This window comes from Parasphingorhabdus halotolerans, from assembly GCF_012516475.1.
Classification (GTDB): Bacteria; Pseudomonadota; Alphaproteobacteria; order Sphingomonadales; family Sphingomonadaceae; genus Parasphingorhabdus; species Parasphingorhabdus halotolerans.
Genome location: NZ_CP051217.1, coordinates 800679 through 818487 on the forward strand (window position 1 = coordinate 800679; position 17809 = coordinate 818487).

The window sequence follows — 17809 nt, forward strand, 5'->3', positions numbered from 1 at the left end:
CAATTAACTGCGCAAAACCGGTAATGGTATTATCCGTCTTGCGGTTTGTTATAGGCGATAGTCTTGCAACCGACTGTGAGTGTTTTGTCAAAGCTCGCATGCGCGGTTTGACCGACTGCGATTTCATGCACACCGGTTATAGCGCCGGTTGAAATCCAGTCGCCGGGTTTCAAAGTCATGCCGCGCTCGTTCAATAAATTATTCACAAAAGCGACCGAACCAAAAGGACCATCAAGCATATCGGCAAGGCGGCCTGTTCCGACTATTTTATCATCAATGAATAGTTCGACCTTCGCCTTCATCAGATCAATATGCTGCCAGCCGGTAATTTCTGGCCCAAGGACAAGACCGAAATTATTGCCGAAATCCGATACTGTGACAGCAGCCCCGCCAAGGTTAATATCCGCATAGGGAGAGCTTGCAATTTCCAAACCAAAGCGCACTTCATCGACGTAGTCATGTGCTGTTGCCGCATCCAGAAAGGGGAGTGGCTGCTTGCCGATGCGCAAAAGCATTTCTGCTTCGGCGGCTGCAAAGCCCGGCAGTACAGGCATCTCAACCAAGCCGCCTTTAGTAGCATGCTCGATCTGATGAGAAAAAATAGGACCTGCGAGACGTTCAGCGCCCAGTTTCTCAACCTGATCGAGCGGAATGCGGCCGACTTTCCATCCTCCGATTTCAAATGGATGAAGCGCGATGGCCGCGTCTTGAATCTCATAAGCCGCCGCCATGCTCTGCGGCATTTCACCGGGATAAATATCAACTCGCTTTCCCGAGAGGCGCGCCTCCACAAATACTTGCGATATGGCTGCAACATTATTTACACCAGTCATATTATTGGTTCGCTTGTTTGTTGGGTAGAGCGCAAGAAACCATCCGCAATATAAGCCTCGCCATCCAAATGAACTGCAAAAATCGAGTCCGTGCGGTACTCGGCATCACGCTGGGTTGCCGAATAGGAAATATCAATCGCTATTCTAGCAGCATCATCAGTCCATTCAGCAGAAAAGCCGCCACCATAATAATCTTCGTCACGCTGACGTATACGGGTTTGCGATTCAAGCCGGCTATTGGCCGTCCATTCGAGCAAAGGACCGTCGGCCAGAACGCCGTTAACTGTCGGAGTGATACCCCGGCGGCCCTCGGCAAGAACAATATCACTGCGATTCTCAACCCATTTGCGACGGGAGAATTGGCCGCCAATATTGATATCGAGTTCCGGCCGCGGCTTGTACTGAATAGTACCCATTACAGCATCGCGAGTAAGCTGGTTATTCATTTGCCGCCAAAGGACGCTATTGGGCACAAAATAAGTCGGCGTGGTGCGGTTTGGGCTGAATGAACAGTTGCCTCCGCCTACCGAATTAAAGGGACGAACACTGGAGCGTTCAGAGTAGAAATCTTCCGGAGCCGCTTCATCGGTGCGGGCGTAGCCGACTGACTGATCGCGAGTTGCGCCGATCTCGTCGCTGACCAGCGCGTCTACAATAACGTTGGATTGCCGCTTTACTTCCATTGAGTTAGGTAAGGTTGCGCGAATGCCTTCGACAACGATTACATTTTCATCGCTTTCTGCGCCAGCGTTCCCGGATTGCGCAAACGCGACGCCCGGCGAGAGAATAGCTGCCCCTGAACAGAATAATGCGGCTTGAAAAAAGCGCAGGTTTATTTTCTTGGATTCGGCAGTTATGTCATCTCTCCCTCTTGCGCAGCTTGCCTTATTTTCCGGCTCGACAAGACTCCCTGCCTGTAAACGGCGTGCAAGCTTCCGCTTCGATAATTGCTACCGGTGTCATAAAAAGACACCGGTGTCAATTATCGAAACAAGAGATGGTTCATAATCTGATAATTTGCAGAGAAATTGCTAAAAATGCTGCGTTTAACTCACCCTCCCTTTCAGTCTAACATCCGGTTTTCACGACAAGCTGGAACAGAAACGGGTAAGATGTGGATCAGATCAATATATATTCGCTTCATCCGCCATGCAAACCAATCAATGGTTTTCTGAAACGATCTAAAGTTTCGTTGTTATGAGTACTATTATGAAGTGGTGCCCCTGGCCCGACTCGAACGGGCACTCCTTGCGGAACTGCATTTTGAGTGCAGCGCGTCTACCAATTCCACCACAGGGGCACATTACGCCGCGATGTAGACAATCGCGGTAAAAGCAGGCGCTCTGTTAGCGAAGGGTCCGGGCGCTGGCAACGCTTTTTAGGGAAATGACTGGTTAAAACGGAAAACCGCCGGATCCGGTTTGATAGAGCCAGAGCGGGAATGCGGTAATGGCCATATAACTGCCCAGCGGTAAGGCGCTATCGGCCGCAATCGCTTCTCCGCGCCATCGCATCGTGAGAGCTGCCGCCAAACCGATAAGAGCTGCGCCAAGCAAAACGAACGGCAGCATTGACCAGCCAAGCCAGCAACCAATTGCTCCGAGAATTTTCGGGTCGCCACCGCCCAGACCTTCCCTTTTTCTCAGCATTCCGTAAGCGAGTGCGATCAGCCATAATGACCCGAAACCGGTCACTCCACCGATCAATCGGGAGATTAATTCGGGTTCGTTGATAACCAAAGAAGCCGCTAAACCTGACGCCGCCAGCAGGAATGTAAGCTCGTCCGGCAGCCAATGATGCTGCGTATCCAAAGCGGCCAGCGCTATCAAAAGCCATCCGAATATCGCGCCGGTCAGCCCGACACAATCCGGTGATATATAGAGCGCTAGGCCGCCGATAGCGGCGGCTGCCAATTCTATCGCGAGATGATCCGGCTTAATGGGATGGTGGCATTGTCGGCATTTCCCCGTTGCTAGGATGAAGCTAAGCACAGGTATCAAATCGATCGCAACCAATGGCGTATTACAATGGTCGCAATGGGAACGTCCAGCAACAACCGAACGGCCCTGCGGCCAGCGGATCACCAGCGTCGCCAGAAAGCTGCCGATTATAAGGCCCAAGATGACACCGGCCAATGGATAAAGAAAAAACGCCATGGTGAGTTGTCCCGCATTCGTCATCCTGAACCTGTTTCGGATCTCCAAACAGAAGCGCTAACCGTTAGGGGATGCTGAAACAAGTTCAGCATGAATACTGCGATTGAAAAAGCTGAAGCTGCCACCTATGTGACGATCAACAAAGTCGAAGTCCGCGCTAAGCGATTTTTGAAAGGCCCTTTCCCATGACCAACCCTGATCCCGTCGTTATCCTTTCCTACGCACGCACTCCCATGGGCGGTATGCAGGGCGCTCTTGGAGAAGTGACGGCCGCAGAACTTGGTGCTGTTGCTGTCAAAGCCGCCGTCGAGCGCGCGGGCATAAACGGCGCGGATGTGGAACGTATTTACATGGGCAACGTCCTTTCTGCGGGTCAAGGTCAGGCCCCTGCCCGCCAGGCCGGTATTCTCGGTGGATTGCCGGAATCGGTAGAAGCAACAACTGTCAACAAAATGTGCGGCTCTGGTATGCAGACTGCGATTATGGGCGCGGAAGCGCTGGCAGCTGGTTCAGTCGATATAATCGTAACCGGCGGCATGGAAAGCATGACCAACGCGCCCTATCTGCTCCCGAAAATGCGCGGCGGCGCGCGGCTAGGCCATGCACAGGCAATGGATCACATGTTCCTTGATGGTTTGGAAGATGCCTATGACAAGGGCCGAGCCATGGGTAGTTTTGCGGAAGAAACCGCTGGTGAATATCAGCTGACCCGCCAAGCACAGGACGAATATGCAATTGAATCGCTGGCCCGCGCGAAAGCGGCAGTCGAGGGTGATGCCTTCGATGACGAAGTCGTTGCGGTAGAAGTGCAGACCCGCAAGGGCAATGTGACCGTGGACAAGGATGAGCAGCCGCTCAAGGGAAATCCTGAGAAAATCCCGCAACTGCGCCCAGCCTTCGCGAAGGACGGCACGATAACAGCAGCCAATGCCTCTTCCATTTCAGATGGCGCAGCGGCGATGGTGCTTACCCGCGCCAGTGTTGCTGAAGAAAAAGGTCTGAAACCGGTGGCGCGGATTGTTGCGCACGCGGCCCACGCCCATGCACCGGCGAAATTCACGACGGCCCCGGTTAGCGCAATCCAGAAGGTTCTCAAAAATGCGGGCTGGGAAGTGAATGATGTTGATCTATGGGAAGTGAATGAAGCTTTCGCCTGTGTCGCGATGTTCGCCATGCAGGATATCGGCATTTCACGCGACAAGCTCAACGTAAACGGCGGCGCGACAGCTCTGGGCCACCCGATTGGAGCCAGCGGCGCGCGGATCATGGTCACGCTTATTGCAGCCCTCAAAAAACGCGGTTTGAAAAAAGGCGTCGCGGCGCTTTGCATTGGCGGCGGTGAAGCGACGGCAGTTGCGATCGAACTGGTGGATTAAATAAGCTGCGATTTGCACTTGATGCGGATGTTGTAGGGTTTGATGCGCTCGTTTAGTTCCGTTCGTGCTGAGCCTGTCGAACGAGACTACCGTCGGCGCATAGACATACGAGGTGCTTCGACAAGCTCAGCACGAACGGTTAGAGTTTTCCGGCCCAGTTCAAATACCGAGATCAGCCCTTTTACTTCAGAGGTTCATCGCCCCAAATCTGATCCATGCTGATATAACCAAGCCGCCCGGTTACATCAAACAGGCACCAGCCCTTTTCGCATTGGGTAATCTTGCCCACGACACCCGGTTCCACCCGCCAGGTGATCTTCGCATTCGCCTCGGGTTTGGCTCGCAGCCCGAGCACTTCCTCGCCCCCGACAATCGCCGTGCGGGTCGCACTTAGGAGCCGCGCATGCATCCAGCCTTGCGCACCATCTTTGTCTTCCACCTTGCGCCAAGCCTTGTAACGGGCGAGAACCTTGATCGGCATCCGCTCGCGCTTATAAATCCACATGGTTGGATATTCGGTACTCGGACCAGTGCGCATGCGCGCCTCGGGTTCGTCAATCGACGCCCAATAGGGTGGCTCTTGCTGCGCCAAGGCAGGCGCGGCCAAAGAGAATAGGAGTGTAGTGGCAATAGTCTTACGCATGGTTCAAACTTTTAACTGTCCCCCGACAATCATACCCATAAACAGAAACGCGCATCTGCATCAAGCGCCACCTGCTTGACCTGTTGTAAATTTCAGGCATAGCAATCGCGATATGCCCGATTCCATCCGCCCTGCGAAACCCAGAGTCATAATTACGCGCGAGCTTGCCGATTCCATTCATGACCGGATGGCAGAGTTATTTGATGTTGTCCCGAACCTTACGGACCGCGAATTTTCGCGCGGTGATCTGATTGCCGCGATGGCGGATTGTGATGTTCTCGTGCCCACCGTAACCGATCATATCGATGCCGAAATGATCGCAAGCGCGCCGGACCGGCTTAAATTCATTGCGAGCTTTGGTGCCGGCGTAGATCATATTGATCTCGCCGCCGCGCGGGCCAAGGGCATTATAGTAACCAACACGCCTGGCGTTTTCACTGAAGATACCGCCGATATGACCATGGCGCTCATATTGTCAGTGCCGCGCCGATTGTCAGAAGGTGAAAAGCTGATGCGTTCGGGCGAATGGGAAGGCTGGAAACCGTCTGGCATGCTTGGCCATTGTATTGGCGGCAAGAAACTTGGCATTATTGGCATGGGCCGCATCGGTCAGGCGGTGGCGCGGCGCGCTTCCGGCTTTGGCATGTCAATTGTCTATCATAACCGGCGCCAGTTACCGCCAGCGGTAGAAGAGTCCCTGAACGCAGGTTTTGTTGCAAATCTCGATGATCTTATTGGCGACTGTGATATTATCAGCCTGCATTGTCCACATACGGTGGACACGCACGAAATGATCAATGCTACGCGCATCGCGATGATGAAGCCATCGACCTATCTGATCAATACTGCACGCGGTGACCTGATTGACGAAAATGCATTGATTGAAGCGCTGCAGCAAGAAAAAATCGGCGGTGCGGGTCTTGATGTCTATCAGAAAGAACCTGCGGTCGACCCGCGCTTCCTCAAGCTCAAGAACACCGTACTGCTACCGCATATGGGCAGCGCCACGTTTGAAGGCCGCGAGGCCTCAGGCGAGCGGGTTATCGCCAACATCCGCGTGTGGGCTGATGGCCACCGCCCGCCCGATCAGGTACTCGAAGGCTGGCTCTGACAGTCAGCTTATTGTTTCGCCAGTCCGCTTACACTAAGAGTTCTCAAAATCAGATTCGCCGGGGAGGAAATGAAGACTTTGACCAAATTATGCGGAGCAGGCCTTTCTGCATTGCTCGCAGCCACTCCGGCATTCGCGCAAGATGCGATTGATGCCAATGCCGTTCTCAGTGATACCGGCGATACCGCCTGGGTGCTGACTTCCACCGCGCTGGTTCTTTTGATGACACTGCCTGGCCTCGCGCTATTCTATGGCGGACTGGTCCGCTCGAAAAACTTCCTCTCGGTTTTGATTCAGATAATGGCCATTGCCGGCATTACCTCCGTGCTTTGGGTGATTGTCGGTTACACCCTGGCATTCGGTAGTGTCACAAACGGATTTTTGGGCAATGGTATCAACTGGATGTTCGGCAACCTTGGCAATATTCGTGAAGGCACCACGATACCGGAATCGACATTTGCCATGTTCCAGATGACATTTGCGGTCATTACCCCTGCCCTGATGGTCGGCGCATGGGTGGATCGCGCCCGGTTCGGCTGGGTCGTTGCTTTTTCTGCACTCTGGTTACTCGTAGTCTACGCACCGGTAACCCACTGGGTATGGGGCGGCGGTTGGCTTGCCGGCCTTGGCACACTCGATTTTGCAGGCGGCATTGTGGTGCACACGACGGCAGGTATTTCAGCATTGGTCGCGGCGATCATGATCGGCAAACGTGCGGGTTGGCCGAAAACCCTAATGCTTCCGCATAGCCCCGCTCTCACTGTAGCGGGCGCTGGGCTTCTCTGGGTTGGCTGGTTTGGATTTAACGGCGGTTCCGCTTTAACCGCAACCGACGATGCCTCCGCAGCGATCATCAACACCCATCTCGCTGCCTCAACAGCAGCTTTGATTTGGGCGTTGATCGAGAAAATTAAAGTAGGCAAATCGACTGCTGTTGGCATTGCAACCGGCGCGATTGCTGGACTTGCAACGATTACACCGGCGGCTGGTTTTGTTGGACCGGGAGCCTCCATCATCATTGGCCTTGCCGCTGGAATGGTTTGTTTCTTCGCTGTCGGACTGGTGAAAAACGGCTTCAAAATTGATGACAGCCTAGATGTTTTCGCAGTTCACGGCGTTGGCGGCATCCTCGGATCATTGCTTTTAGCCGTGTTCATCAGCGAAAGTTTCGGCGGCACTGGCTACGGTGAAGGCATGGCATTTGGCAGCCAGTTTGTTGCGCAGCTCATCGGCGTTGGCGCCGTGGCTCTGTGGTCGGCCTTTGCGACATTCATATTGGCCTTTGGTATTTCATTCGTTCTGCCAATGAGGGTGAGTGAAGATGATGAGCGTGATGGCCTGGATATCGCCAGCCACGGCGAACGGGCCTGGGATCTGGATTAGGGCTTTTCTTCTTCCTTGGGGGAGAAGGTCTATCCTAGAAAGGCCTTCCAGCCAACGAAAACCAGAAATGGCAATCCGATGCCATCGACCAGAGCGATGGTCTTGAGCGATGATGGTTGCCCGTAGCCGAAATAGATTGCCAGGAAACTCAACATCGAAAGCGCGGTCAAAACCACCGCCAGCTTTCTAACATCCGGATCAAAAGCCGCCCACAGGCAGGCGATCATGACCACACCGAATAGCGCCGAGCGATGTTGCAGCAATGCGAAATTTGGATCGTCGGGCACGACATTATAAAGTTTGCTTATCAAGGAGGGAACAAAGAAGGCGGAAAAAGGCGGCAGATGGATCAGCAGCGCGAGAATCAACCAGCTAATCCGTTCCAGCATTGCAGTTTTCCCCCTACGATAATTCCAGATGCAGAAACTGGTTGAACCTGCTCGGCGTATATCCGCCAAACGCCTCGCCATTTTTAAATCCGCTGGTCCGGTACATATTCAGCGCGGGCTCAAACGCTTCGCCTGAACCTGTTTCCAAACTCAGCCGTTGATACCCACGGCGCTGTGCTTCGGCAATTATGTGGTTGAGAATTGACAAGCCAACGCCTTTGCGCAGGTGCTGCGAGTCGGTTCGCATCGATTTTATCTCGCCTGCGGCTGGCGATACCTGTTTGAGCGCTCCGATGCCCATTAGTTCATCGCCGTTCCACGCCGTCCAGACAGACACATCAGAAGATTTCAATCCCGATAAATCCAGCGCATATACGGTTCCCGGGGGAGAGCTTTCGTGCATCCCGGCGAGATGCGCAGCCAGCAGATCTTGAACGCGCCGGTCACTAAGATCGTCGAGCCGAATATCCAAGCTAGTCCCCCGTCAAGATCCGGTCGACCAACTGCTTTACCGTTGGTACAAAGCCGTTGCTGTAAAACGGATCGGTGCCAAAATTATAGGCGCCGTGCCCGGCAAACATCAGATGTTCCTCAACCGGCGAACCGTGGACAATTTCCTGCAGACTTTTCTGGATGCAGAAACTACGGGATCAGCCAGCCGGCCGGTGCTGTTATTGTCATGATCTTTCCATGACGAAAAACCGCAATGCGAAAGGCAGCCCATGCAATCGGCCTGGTCCTTGCGGATCGTTTTCGCTTCATCCGGTGTTGCAAATATAATGGTGTTGTCCGGAGTTTTCATGGCGATCGTAAAGCCAAGGCTATCCCACTCGCGGGCGCGCAGCAGATCATTGCGGGTTACCCAGAAATTCTTGCCTTTTACGCCAACATCAAGCTGATGCGTATGCTCACCTGCTTTTTCGGTCGAGTAAGGGATTTGACGCTCGGAACGCGATTCCAGACTGTGCAGAAATTCATTGCGCACGGCAGAGGAATAAAAACCCGTTGGCGAGAATTTGTGCAGCAGCACATCGCCTTCTTTAATCTTGGTAAGCTCGCCTTTCCATGTTTCCGGAATAGGACTTTCCCTGGTCAGCAAAGGCCGCGTCCCGAATTGAAAGGCGATCTGGCCGAGTTCTTCGCTGTCGATCCAGGCGTCCCAGTCACGCAAATGCCAGACACCACCTGCCATGATGATCGGCACGCTATCGGATATTCCCTCGCCGCGCATGGTCTCGCGCAAAGCCTGCACGCGAGGATATGGGTCTTCCGGTTTGCGCGGGTCTTCTGCGTTAGACAGGCCATTGTGCCCGCCAGCCAGCCACGGGTCTTCGTAAACCACAGCGGCCATCAGATCAGGAACCTTATGATATGCGCGCTTCCAAAGCGCACGAAACGCCCGAGCGGAACTTATAATCGGTAAATAATTCACGCCATATTGCTGCGCGATTTCGGAAAGTTTGTAGGGCATGCCTGCGCCGCAGGTTACACCTGCAACCATGCCTTTGGTTCTGCCCAAAACGCCATGCAGGATTTCCGGAGCACCGCCCATTTCCCAAAGCACATTTATGTTGATCGCGCCTTTGCCATTGGCGATTTCGTAAGCCTTTGTGACTTGAGTTACAGCGCCCTCAATCGCATATTTTATCAGCTCCTGATGGCGATCTTCGCGCTTCTTGCCATGATAGATTTGCGGGATAACATTGCCGTCCTCGTCATAGCTATCGGCATTTACGGCAGAAACCGTGCCGATACCGCCAGCAGCGGCCCATGCGCCTGAACTTGCGTGATTTGTGGCTGCGACACCTTTTCCACCCTCGATCAGCGGCCAAACTTCCTGGCCACCATATTGGATGGGTTTTAGCCCTTTAAACAATAAAATCTCCTGTCGTCCCCGCCCCAAAAATATATGCCATCGATTATAGACGACACGATCAAAAATTGCTCCAAAAAACGGTTTCACTGGCGAAACTATTTTGCGCTCTATTTGGTCCCACCAAATTTCGGGCGGCCAAGAGCGTTGCCATAAAGCAGAGCGTAGCGTGCCAACATCCTGCTTTCATTATATTCCGCGCGCGCTTTCGTCCGGTTTTGCGCGCCAATATCTTGCCGCAGTTGCTCATGCTGGACCAGTGTCGTCAGCGCTTCGATAAATTGCGCTTCATCGGAAACCGGTTTGACAAAGCCCATATTAGCCTGCGCCACCATCGATTTTATATCGCCAACATCGGTCGCTGCAACCGGCAGACCCGCCGCCATGGCTTCGATCAGTGATATCGGAAATTGTTCGCTGTCGGAAGACAAGGCGAATATATCAAACAAACCGATATAGCGCGATGGATCTGCCATAAAGCCGGGCATCAGCAGCCGGTCAGCCATACCACAATTTTGCACTTCCGTCAGTATCCGCTCTTTCTCAGGGCCCTCACCGACAATCACTAGCCGCACATTGTCGCCAGCCGCAGCGCAAGCGCGCACCAGACGAGGAAGATTCTTGATTGCGCGCAAGCCGGCGACAGTGCCCACGACAACTTCATCCCTGGCTTTTTTATATCCCGGGATCGTGCCGCGCTGGGGCTTCTTGTCGTAACGCTTCACATCAATACCATTGGGAATGCGCTGGATCTTGCCCTCTGGCTGTTTCCAGACATCTTTGGCAATATTTTCAAGCCGCTCGGAAGGAACAACCAGCGCCCGGCTTCCACCCAGCGCGAATTTGCGGAACAGGTTACGTTTCCAGTTGAGCTTATGCTGCTCATCTTCGTTAAACCCGTCCTCGTGATGGATCAGCGGCGGCAAACCTTCCACGCGGGCAAATAATGTCCGCGCCATCACCCCATCCAATGATCCCCAATTGTAGGATAATATGAGATCAAACCGGCGGAAGTACGAAACAAATTCGCGGTAGCGCGCCAACGATGGTTTTCCGGCCAACAGCGGCGCATCGGTTGGGAATTCGACCTTGATATTATTGTCGATTGCCTCGCGTGCCGACAGGCTTTTCGGCTCGGCTGACACGATAGTATGCGCTGCCTCGCTACCGAAATGGTTCATCAGACGCACCGCACGCGCTTCCTTGCCGCCCAGATTGAACGTGCTGTGCAAATGCAGGATTTTTGCTGGTTTCATCTGATGGTTTTCATGGAGTGTTTTGCGCCGCTTCAATTCGTAAGATTGATCAACGAACCCGTTGCAGGAAAGCGCTAATCGCGTCAAGCGATGCAGGCTCTTGCAAAGTTGGCGCATGGCCAACGCGCGGAACCGTCACCAGCTCGCCATGTTTAAGTTTTTCCAACATTTGACGCGCCGTTGCGTCGCTGAACAAATCCGACAACTCTCCGCGAATAATCAGCGTTGGAATAGCCTCCATCTGTTCCATCGCCTTCCACAAGGCGCCGCTCCCGCCGCCTTTGGAATCAAATGGCTCTGCGATTTTCATGTCATAATCCAGCTTGATCCTGCCAGAGCTGTTCATCGTGTAAATCTTTTTGGCAAAAGCAATCCAATCGTTGAGCGTAAAATCCGGAAAAATATCCGAGCTCTCTTCCGCCATATCTCTTGCCGCATGCGCCCAGGTATCAAAACTGCGCCCCTGCCCGACATAATTGCCGATGCGCTCCAGACCCTTGGTATCAACCTCTGGCCCTATATCATTCAGCAAAGCGCCCGCGACCCGTTCGGAATGGGCCGAGGCCATAACCATCGTCACAATCCCGCCGAGCGAAGTGCCAAAAAATATGGCTTTGGGCAATTCCAGTTCATCCATCAGCTTTACGATGTCAGCAACATAGACTTTGGGATTATAGGTCGCACTTTCTTTGGCATATTCACTTTTGCCGCGACCGCGCAAATTGACCATGATGATCCGCCGCTTGCCCTCCAGCCAATCGCCCAGATGCGCAAAGTCCCGGGCATTGCGGGTCAGGCCAGGGACGCAGATAATAGGGGTGGCGGCGCTATCTGAGGCATAATCGCGATAGTGCAACTTCAAACCATCATCCGATTCCCAATATCGGTCTTCGTAGTTTTTCTGGTCCATCATTTATGCGCCCCTGCCCTTGGTTCTCTCTTGCTGCAAAGCTGATTAGCCGTCACTATCGAAAAATGCCATATAAACCACAAGCCGAACCGCAAGCCGCGCTTTACCAAGCTGACGTCCAGATACACTCTCTGGGAGAAATGATCGGGGATCCGGTGAAAGCAGCCAGTTTTCCCCAGCATATTTTGCGCTTTCGCAATGATCGGTGGGACCAATCGGTTGGATTGGAAGCTCTTTCGGAAGACGAGTGGCTCTACCATTTCGGAAAATTCCAGCCGCTCGCCGACAATCTCGATCCGCCGCTGGCGCTGCGTTACCATGGCCATCAGTTCCGCAATTATAATCCCGAAATCGGCGACGGGCGGGGATTCTTGTATGCCCAGCTTCGCGATCAACAAAAGCGGCTGATGGATTTAGGCACCAAAGGTTCCGGAACCACGCCCTGGAGCCGCGAAGGCGACGGAAAGCTGACTCTGAAAGGCGCAGTCCGCGAGATATTGGCGACCGAGATGCTGGAAGCATTGGGTGTCGATACCTCCAAAACATTCTCGGTGGTTGAAACCGGCGAAGAGCTGATGCGGAGCGACGAACCTTCTCCTACCCGTTCGGCGGTCATGACCCGGCTCAGCCACAGCCACATCCGCTTCGGTACCTTCCAGCGGATCGCCTTTGAGCAGAACGAAGAGCTCATGCACCGCCTCGTTGAATATTGTCTGACCCACTATTATGGCGGCATCAAAACCGACAACCCTGCGGTAGAACTGTTCGAGAAGGTTGCACAAAAGATTGCGAAACTCGCTGGCGCTTATATGACGGCGGGCTTTGTCCACGGCGTTCTCAACACAGATAATATGAACATTACCGGCGAGAGCTTCGACTATGGCCCGTGGCGCTTCACACCTTATTGGGAACCGGGCTTTACCGCCGCCTATTTTGATCATGAAGGCCTATATTGTTTTGGCCGACAACCTGAAGCATTGCACTGGAATCTGGCTCAGCTAGCCAGCGCGCTTCGGCTAATTTGCGATAGCGAGCCTCTGGTCGCCACGCTTGAAGGTTTCCCCAAAGCCTATGGCACCGCATTCACGGAGCATTTTTGCTGGCGACTGGGTTTAAAATCTGAAGGTTTTGAGGCTGACAAGCCGCTTGTCATAGCAGCTGAAAAAGCGCTGGCAGCCAAGTCTGTGACGATCGACCAGTTTTTCTTTGATTGGGGCCAAGAGAAAGCAACCGATAATCCAGTCTATCAAGACGACCCCTTCGTTGATTTCACCAGGGAATTGTCGAACCGCAGCCGATCACGGACAGCGGGCCACAGTTATTGGACCGCAGATGCCCCGTGCTCCACGCATATAGAGGAAGTGGAAGCGATCTGGGACGCGATTGCACAGAAGGATGACTGGTCTCCATTGACCCGAAAAATCGACAAGATTCGCGATATGGCCAAAGCTCTGCGCGGACAGTAACTGCGCCTAAAACACCAAGGCTTGTTTTCCGCCAAAAATTAACCATGTTGTTACAAGTTTTTTAAGGTGTATTGGCTATTCATCGAACCGACCAGCCGAAATAAGTTATTTTTGAATTTGAAAATTCCTGTGGGGCAATTTTGAGCGAACTAATTTCCATCGAACCGGCAACCGGCGCCGTGTTGTGGACCGGAACAACGGGTGATGCTGGCGCTGCTGTGGCAAATGCGCGGCGCGCATGGCCGACTTGGGCGGCAATGCCGTTAACCAGCAGGATCGAAGCCATACGCCGCTATTCAAACCGCATCCGCGGACAAGCAGATCAGCTGGCCGAACTGATTTCAAGGGAAACGGGAAAGCCCATCTGGGAATCACGGACCGAAGTTGAGTCTGTTGTCAAAAAAGTTGATATTTCCGTCAGCGCCTATGCCGAACGCACTTCGCAGCGGCAATTGCCAAGCCAGCCGAATATGCGCGCGGCCTTGCGGCATAAACCGCACGGTGTTTTGGCTGTGCTTGGTCCCTATAATTTCCCCGCACATCTGCCTAATGGCCATATTGTGCCTGCCCTGATTGCCGGCAATACGGTGGTGTTTAAGCCGTCAGAAAAAACCCCGGCGGTGGGCGAATTTTTGGTCGATGCATTCGCAAAATCCGGTCTGCCCGCTGGCGTTGTCAACATATTGCAGGGCGGGCCGGAGGTCGGCAAGGCTCTGACCGCCAATGAAGATATTGACGGTGTGCTGTTCACCGGATCAGCGCAAACCGGCATCGCCCTGAATCGCCAGTTCGCCGGAAGACCGGACAAAATTCTGGCTCTCGAAATGGGTGGTAACAATCCAATCATTGTCTGGGATACCGATGATGTTCACAGCGCAGCGGTCCTGGTGGTCCAATCTGCATTTCTTTCCGCCGGCCAGCGGTGTTCTGCGGCCAGCCGGTTAATTGTAAAAGACGAACTCTACGACCGCGTTACCAAAGAAGTGAAGCGGATCGCGGACCGGCTAATCATCGATGAGCCCTTTAGCAAACCAGCGCCGTTCATGGGGCCGGTGATCGACAATGAGGTTGCCGACGGCCTGACCGAAAGTTTCCTTGCGCTGATGAGCAATGGCGGAAAGCCTTTGAAGCATATGGCGCGGCCAATTGATAATCGCCCGTTCCTTACGCCGGGCATCATTGATGTTACCAACATGGCTGAACGTCCTGATATCGAGCTTTTCGGGCCGATATTGCAGGTGATCCGTGTCGGTGATTTTGAAGAAGCAATCTCCGAGGCTAATAATACTCGCTATGGCCTGTCTGCAGCACTCATTGGGGGAACAGCGCAGCAGTATGACCAATTCTGGTCCAATAGCCGTGCCGGCATCGTAAACTGGAACAAAATGACAGTTGGAGCCTCCTCCGATGCGCCATTTGGTGGCATTGGCCTGTCAGGCAATCACCGCCCCAGCGCTTTTTATGCAGCCGATTATTGCGCCTATCCGGTGGTTTCAATGGAAGCCGAGCAAACACGGGCGTCTATAGGCATTGGCCTGAAGGACGAAGACAAAGCCGAAGCCTGAAATTCTGATTTAGTGTCCCGCTGCCGATAGCTGAACTTAGGGCGCTGAAAAAACTTCTGCTTTGATCCTTTTGGCTGTGCCGCGCATATCCAATTCATGGAAAACACAAATACATCCTATGCGGGTCGCAGCGTATCAAGCGGCAAAGTCTATCTTGTCGGCGCTGGCCCCGGTGATCCTGAACTATTGACGATGAAGGCGGCGCGCTTGCTCAAAACCGCTGATGTCATCGTACATGATGGCTTGGTCAGCACAGATATTCTAGCACTGGCTCCACAACAAACCCGCAAAATCTCGGTCGCCAAAAAGCGCTCGAAACACAGCGTTTCGCAGGAAGGCATAAATGCCATCCTCATTGCAGAAGCACGCGCTGGCAAACAGGTTGTGCGGCTAAAGGGCGGAGATCCGTTCATTTTCGGGCGTGGCGGAGAAGAAGCGTCAGATTGCGTCGATGCTGGAATAGAAGTTGAAGTCGTGCCCGGCATTAGCGCGGCGCTGGGCTGCGCGGCACAAGCGCGGATGCCGCTCACTCACCGTGATGCATCCAGTGCCGTTACTTTTGTCGCTGGCCAGTGCAAAGGCCTGTCGGACCAGAACTGGTCTGGCCTGGCTGGAGTCGGACGCACTTTGGTAATTTATATGGGCGTGGCCAATGCCGAGGCGATTGTTGAAAAACTGATCGCAGATGGCACATCTCCCGCTATTCCTGTCGCCGTGCTGGAGAACGGCACCCGCGAAAATTTCCGCGCCTTGCGCACATTGCTCACGGATTTGGGCGACATGGTCCAGCGTGAAAACGTCAAAAGCCCCGCGCTTCTAGTTGTCGGGGAAGTCGCGCGGTATGGCGATGCTGAGGACAAGTTTCTTGAATTTGCTGCAATTGCGGGAGTGTTCGCATGAAAATACTAACGGGCAATGATCTCAAAACCGGCGACGTGATCTGGTGGACCGGAAGCGACTGGTCCCGCCACATCGAAAACGCCGCAGATGCTGGTGAACATGCTGATTCCATTCTTCATCAGGAAGAGTCCGCACGGAGGGTCAACGCCCCTTATATCATCGATGGCGAACTAACCGGTGATGGCCCTCGTCCTGCCCATATCAAGGACCGTATCCGCGCATTGGGACCAACCGTGCGCCCCGACCTCACATTAAAACCGGCTGATCCAGAAGCCGGAAACTGGGTAATTTAATATGTATCAATATGACCAATATGACCAGAAAATGGTCGACATCCGCGTCGAAGAATTTCGCGATCAGGTGAAACGCCGCTTGGCTGGCGACATTACCGAAGACCAGTTCAAGCCGCTGCGCCTGATGAACGGGCTTTATCTGCAACTGCACGCTTATATGCTACGCGTTGCCATCCCTTACGGCACGCTGAGCGGCAAGCAAATGCGGATGCTGGCCCATATCGCGCGCAAATATGACCGTGACTACGGGCATTTCACAACGCGGCAGAATATCCAGTATAACTGGATCAAGCTGGAGGATGCGCCCGATATCCTCGCTGATCTGGCCAGCGTCGAAATGCATGCGATCCAGACCAGCGGAAATTGCATACGCAATATATCTTCGGATCAATTTGCCGGAGCGGCAGCCGATGAAATCGCCGATCCGCGTCCTTGGGCCGAAATCCTGCGGCAATGGTCGAGTTTCCACCCCGAATTTTCGTACCTCCCGCGCAAATTCAAGATTGCCGTGATTGCCAGCGATACGGACCGCGCGGCTATGAAGCTGCATGATATTGGCATCCAGTTGGTCCACAATGATGCTGGCGAACTCGGCGCGAAATTCTTTGTTGGTGGCGGTATGGGCCGCACACCCATGATTGCACCGGAAATTCGCGACTTTGTACCAGCGGACGAGCTGATCAGCTATGCAGAAGCCTGTCTGCGGGTTTATAACCGCTACGGGCGGCGCGATAACAAATATAAAGCGCGGATCAAAATCCTCGTCCACGAACTCGGCAAAGACGAATATACGCGCCAGGTCGAAGAAGAATTTGCGCATATGAAGACGCTCGGCCTCAACCCGCCGGTTGAAGAGCTAGAGCGGATAAGCGCTTATTTTGCTGATCCTGCGTTTGAGACGGACGATCGCGATGATCTTGATCTGTCTGATCCTGATTTCGCGCTCTGGGTCGATCAAAACACCCATCCGCACAAACAATCCGGTTATGCGATTGCAACAATCAGCTTGAAACCGCGCGGCGGTATTCCTGGTGATGCCTCGTCTGCGCAAATCGACCTGATGGCCGACCTTGCCGAGCAATATAGTTTTGACGAACTGCGCGTCACGCACAGCCAGAATATCGTGCTGCCGCATATCAGGAAAAGCGATCTCTATGCGCTCTGGCAAAAGCTCGACGAAGCCGGTCTCGCGCCAGCCAATCTGGATCTGATAACTGACAGCATCGCCTGCCCCGGTCTGGATTATTGCAGTCTCGCCAACGCGCGTTCCATCCCCCTCGCCCAGAAAATCAGCGAACGCTTTGCTGATCTCGGCCGCCAGCGGGAACTCGGCGAGTTGAAGCTAAAAATCTCCGGCTGCATCAATGCCTGCGGCCACCATCATGCCGGCCATATCGGTATATTGGGCGTGGACCGCAAAGGCACGGAAAATTATCAATTGCTGCTCGGCGGCAGCTCGGCGGAGGATACCAGTCTCGCCAAAATTACCGGACCGGGCTTCACCGAAGACGGCGTTATCGACGCGATTGAGACCGTAACCGATCTCTATTTGAAAGAACGCGCAGAGGGCGAGCGTTTCATCGACACCTATCGCCGTGTCGGCATGGAACGGTTCAAGGAGGCTATCTATGGTTGAGTTTATCCTGCACCCACTC

The 17809-nt window shown here is 53.7% G+C and carries 16 protein-coding genes, 1 tRNA gene and 1 pseudogene; 8 read left to right on the forward strand and 10 right to left on the reverse strand.

Translation table 11 applies throughout. From position 1 onward, the window contains the following. Window positions 1-29: 29 nt before the first annotated feature. The 4 genes from HF685_RS03895 to HF685_RS03910 form a co-directional block, all read right to left on the reverse strand. On the reverse strand, window positions 30-833 hold the full coding sequence (locus HF685_RS03895; protein WP_168818380.1) for a 2-keto-4-pentenoate hydratase: 804 nt from the start codon (window positions 831-833) through the stop codon (window positions 30-32). Then, window positions 830-1516, reverse strand: a complete 687-nt coding sequence (locus HF685_RS03900) for a PIN domain-containing protein (RefSeq protein WP_168818381.1) — start codon at window positions 1514-1516, stop codon at window positions 830-832. Before HF685_RS03900 ends, HF685_RS03895 begins: the two co-directional genes overlap by 4 nt. A 532-nt stretch (window positions 1517-2048) precedes the next feature. Next, window positions 2049-2133, reverse strand: a tRNA-Leu gene (locus HF685_RS03905). A 94-nt stretch (window positions 2134-2227) separates the two neighbouring features. Beyond that, window positions 2228-2989, reverse strand: a complete 762-nt coding sequence (locus tag HF685_RS03910) for a prepilin peptidase (RefSeq protein ID WP_168818382.1) — start codon at window positions 2987-2989, stop codon at window positions 2228-2230. Between the two features lie 185 nt (window positions 2990-3174). Between HF685_RS03910 and HF685_RS03915 the strand changes: the two genes are divergently transcribed. Next, window positions 3175-4365: an acetyl-CoA C-acyltransferase gene (locus HF685_RS03915; protein ID WP_168818383.1), complete on the forward strand. Its 1191-nt coding sequence runs from the start codon at window positions 3175-3177 to the stop codon at window positions 4363-4365. 181 nt (window positions 4366-4546) lie between these two features. Here the strand turns inward: HF685_RS03915 and HF685_RS03920 are convergent, their stop codons facing one another. Next, entirely contained in the window at window positions 4547-5008 is a 462-nt protein-coding gene (locus tag HF685_RS03920) for an SH3 domain-containing protein (RefSeq protein ID WP_168818384.1), read from the reverse strand. 112 nt (window positions 5009-5120) lie between these two features. On the opposite strand from HF685_RS03920, the gene HF685_RS03925 reads away from it, so the two are divergent. Both HF685_RS03925 and HF685_RS03930 read left to right on the forward strand, forming a co-directional pair. Next, window positions 5121-6119 (forward strand): 2-hydroxyacid dehydrogenase, encoded by a 999-nt coding sequence (locus tag HF685_RS03925; RefSeq protein ID WP_168818385.1) that lies wholly within the window; start codon window positions 5121-5123, stop codon window positions 6117-6119. A 78-nt stretch (window positions 6120-6197) separates the two neighbouring features. Then, window positions 6198-7502, forward strand: coding sequence for an ammonium transporter (locus HF685_RS03930; RefSeq protein WP_425500173.1), 1305 nt, complete (start codon window positions 6198-6200; stop codon window positions 7500-7502). Window positions 7503-7531: 29 nt separating this feature from the next. Here the strand turns inward: HF685_RS03930 and HF685_RS03935 are convergent, their stop codons facing one another. From HF685_RS03935 to HF685_RS03955, 5 genes and pseudogenes are all read right to left on the reverse strand, one after another. Continuing rightward, window positions 7532-7891 carry a hypothetical protein gene (locus HF685_RS03935; RefSeq protein WP_168818387.1) on the reverse strand — a complete coding sequence of 120 codons (360 nt, stop codon included), beginning with the start codon at window positions 7889-7891 and terminating at the stop codon, window positions 7532-7534. Window positions 7892-7904: 13 nt separating this feature from the next. After that, the gene (locus HF685_RS03940; protein WP_246218734.1) at window positions 7905-8363 is read right to left on the reverse strand and encodes a GNAT family N-acetyltransferase; all 459 of its coding nucleotides are present in this window, start codon (window positions 8361-8363) and stop codon (window positions 7905-7907) included. A gap of 1 nt (window position 8364) precedes the next feature. Next, window positions 8365-9767, reverse strand: a pseudogene (locus tag HF685_RS03945) (NAD(P)H-dependent flavin oxidoreductase). Window positions 9768-9874: 107 nt separating this feature from the next. Next, a complete protein-coding gene (locus HF685_RS03950) occupies window positions 9875-11020 on the reverse strand; it encodes a glycosyltransferase family 4 protein (RefSeq protein WP_168818388.1) in 1146 nt (381 codons plus the stop codon). A 49-nt stretch (window positions 11021-11069) separates the two neighbouring features. Next, entirely contained in the window at window positions 11070-11933 is an 864-nt protein-coding gene (locus HF685_RS03955) for an alpha/beta fold hydrolase (RefSeq protein ID WP_343040079.1), read from the reverse strand. A gap of 62 nt (window positions 11934-11995) precedes the next feature. On the opposite strand from HF685_RS03955, the gene HF685_RS03960 reads away from it, so the two are divergent. The 5 genes from HF685_RS03960 to HF685_RS03980 all read left to right on the forward strand — a co-directional run bounded on the left by HF685_RS03960 (window position 11996) and on the right by HF685_RS03980 (window position 17790). Then, a complete protein-coding gene (locus HF685_RS03960; protein WP_168818389.1) occupies window positions 11996-13396 on the forward strand; it encodes a protein adenylyltransferase SelO family protein in 1401 nt (466 codons plus the stop codon). A 137-nt stretch (window positions 13397-13533) separates the two neighbouring features. Beyond that, complete coding sequence (astD, locus tag HF685_RS03965) at window positions 13534-14961, forward strand: succinylglutamate-semialdehyde dehydrogenase (RefSeq protein WP_168821216.1); 1428 nt, start codon at window positions 13534-13536, stop codon at window positions 14959-14961. A gap of 96 nt (window positions 14962-15057) precedes the next feature. Next, window positions 15058-15861 (forward strand): uroporphyrinogen-III C-methyltransferase, encoded by an 804-nt coding sequence (gene cobA / locus HF685_RS03970; protein WP_168818390.1) that lies wholly within the window; start codon window positions 15058-15060, stop codon window positions 15859-15861. Beyond that, on the forward strand, window positions 15858-16154 hold the full coding sequence (locus HF685_RS03975) for a DUF2849 domain-containing protein (protein WP_168818391.1): 297 nt from the start codon (window positions 15858-15860) through the stop codon (window positions 16152-16154). Before cobA ends, HF685_RS03975 begins: the two co-directional genes overlap by 4 nt. A 1-nt stretch (window position 16155) precedes the next feature. Next, window positions 16156-17790: a nitrite/sulfite reductase gene (locus tag HF685_RS03980; protein ID WP_168818392.1), complete on the forward strand. Its 1635-nt coding sequence runs from the start codon at window positions 16156-16158 to the stop codon at window positions 17788-17790. The last annotated feature ends 19 nt before the right edge of the window (window positions 17791-17809 follow it).

What these genes read in the sequence shown, in the direction of transcription:
- HF685_RS03925 (WP_168818385.1), top strand. Translation starts at nt 5,121, where the DNA reads ATGCCCGATTCCATCCGCCCTGCGAAACCCAGAGTCATAATTACGCGC.
- HF685_RS03975 (WP_168818391.1), top strand. Translation starts at nt 15,858, where the DNA reads ATGAAAATACTAACGGGCAATGATCTCAAAACCGGCGACGTGATCTGG.
- HF685_RS03920 (WP_168818384.1), bottom strand. Translation starts at nt 5,008, where the DNA reads ATGCGTAAGACTATTGCCACTACACTCCTATTCTCTTTGGCCGCGCCT.
- cobA (WP_168818390.1), top strand. Translation starts at nt 15,058, where the DNA reads ATGGAAAACACAAATACATCCTATGCGGGTCGCAGCGTATCAAGCGGC.
- HF685_RS03915 (WP_168818383.1), top strand. Translation starts at nt 3,175, where the DNA reads ATGACCAACCCTGATCCCGTCGTTATCCTTTCCTACGCACGCACTCCC.
- HF685_RS03980 (WP_168818392.1), top strand. Translation starts at nt 16,156, where the DNA reads ATGTATCAATATGACCAATATGACCAGAAAATGGTCGACATCCGCGTC.
- HF685_RS03935 (WP_168818387.1), bottom strand. Translation starts at nt 7,891, where the DNA reads ATGCTGGAACGGATTAGCTGGTTGATTCTCGCGCTGCTGATCCATCTG.
- HF685_RS03950 (WP_168818388.1), bottom strand. Translation starts at nt 11,020, where the DNA reads ATGAAACCAGCAAAAATCCTGCATTTGCACAGCACGTTCAATCTGGGC.
- HF685_RS03955 (WP_343040079.1), bottom strand. Translation starts at nt 11,933, where the DNA reads ATGATGGACCAGAAAAACTACGAAGACCGATATTGGGAATCGGATGAT.
- HF685_RS03960 (WP_168818389.1), top strand. Translation starts at nt 11,996, where the DNA reads ATGCCATATAAACCACAAGCCGAACCGCAAGCCGCGCTTTACCAAGCT.
- HF685_RS03900 (WP_168818381.1), bottom strand. Translation starts at nt 1,516, where the DNA reads ATGGAAGTAAAGCGGCAATCCAACGTTATTGTAGACGCGCTGGTCAGC.
- HF685_RS03895 (WP_168818380.1), bottom strand. Translation starts at nt 833, where the DNA reads ATGACTGGTGTAAATAATGTTGCAGCCATATCGCAAGTATTTGTGGAG.
- HF685_RS03910 (WP_168818382.1), bottom strand. Translation starts at nt 2,989, where the DNA reads ATGGCGTTTTTTCTTTATCCATTGGCCGGTGTCATCTTGGGCCTTATA.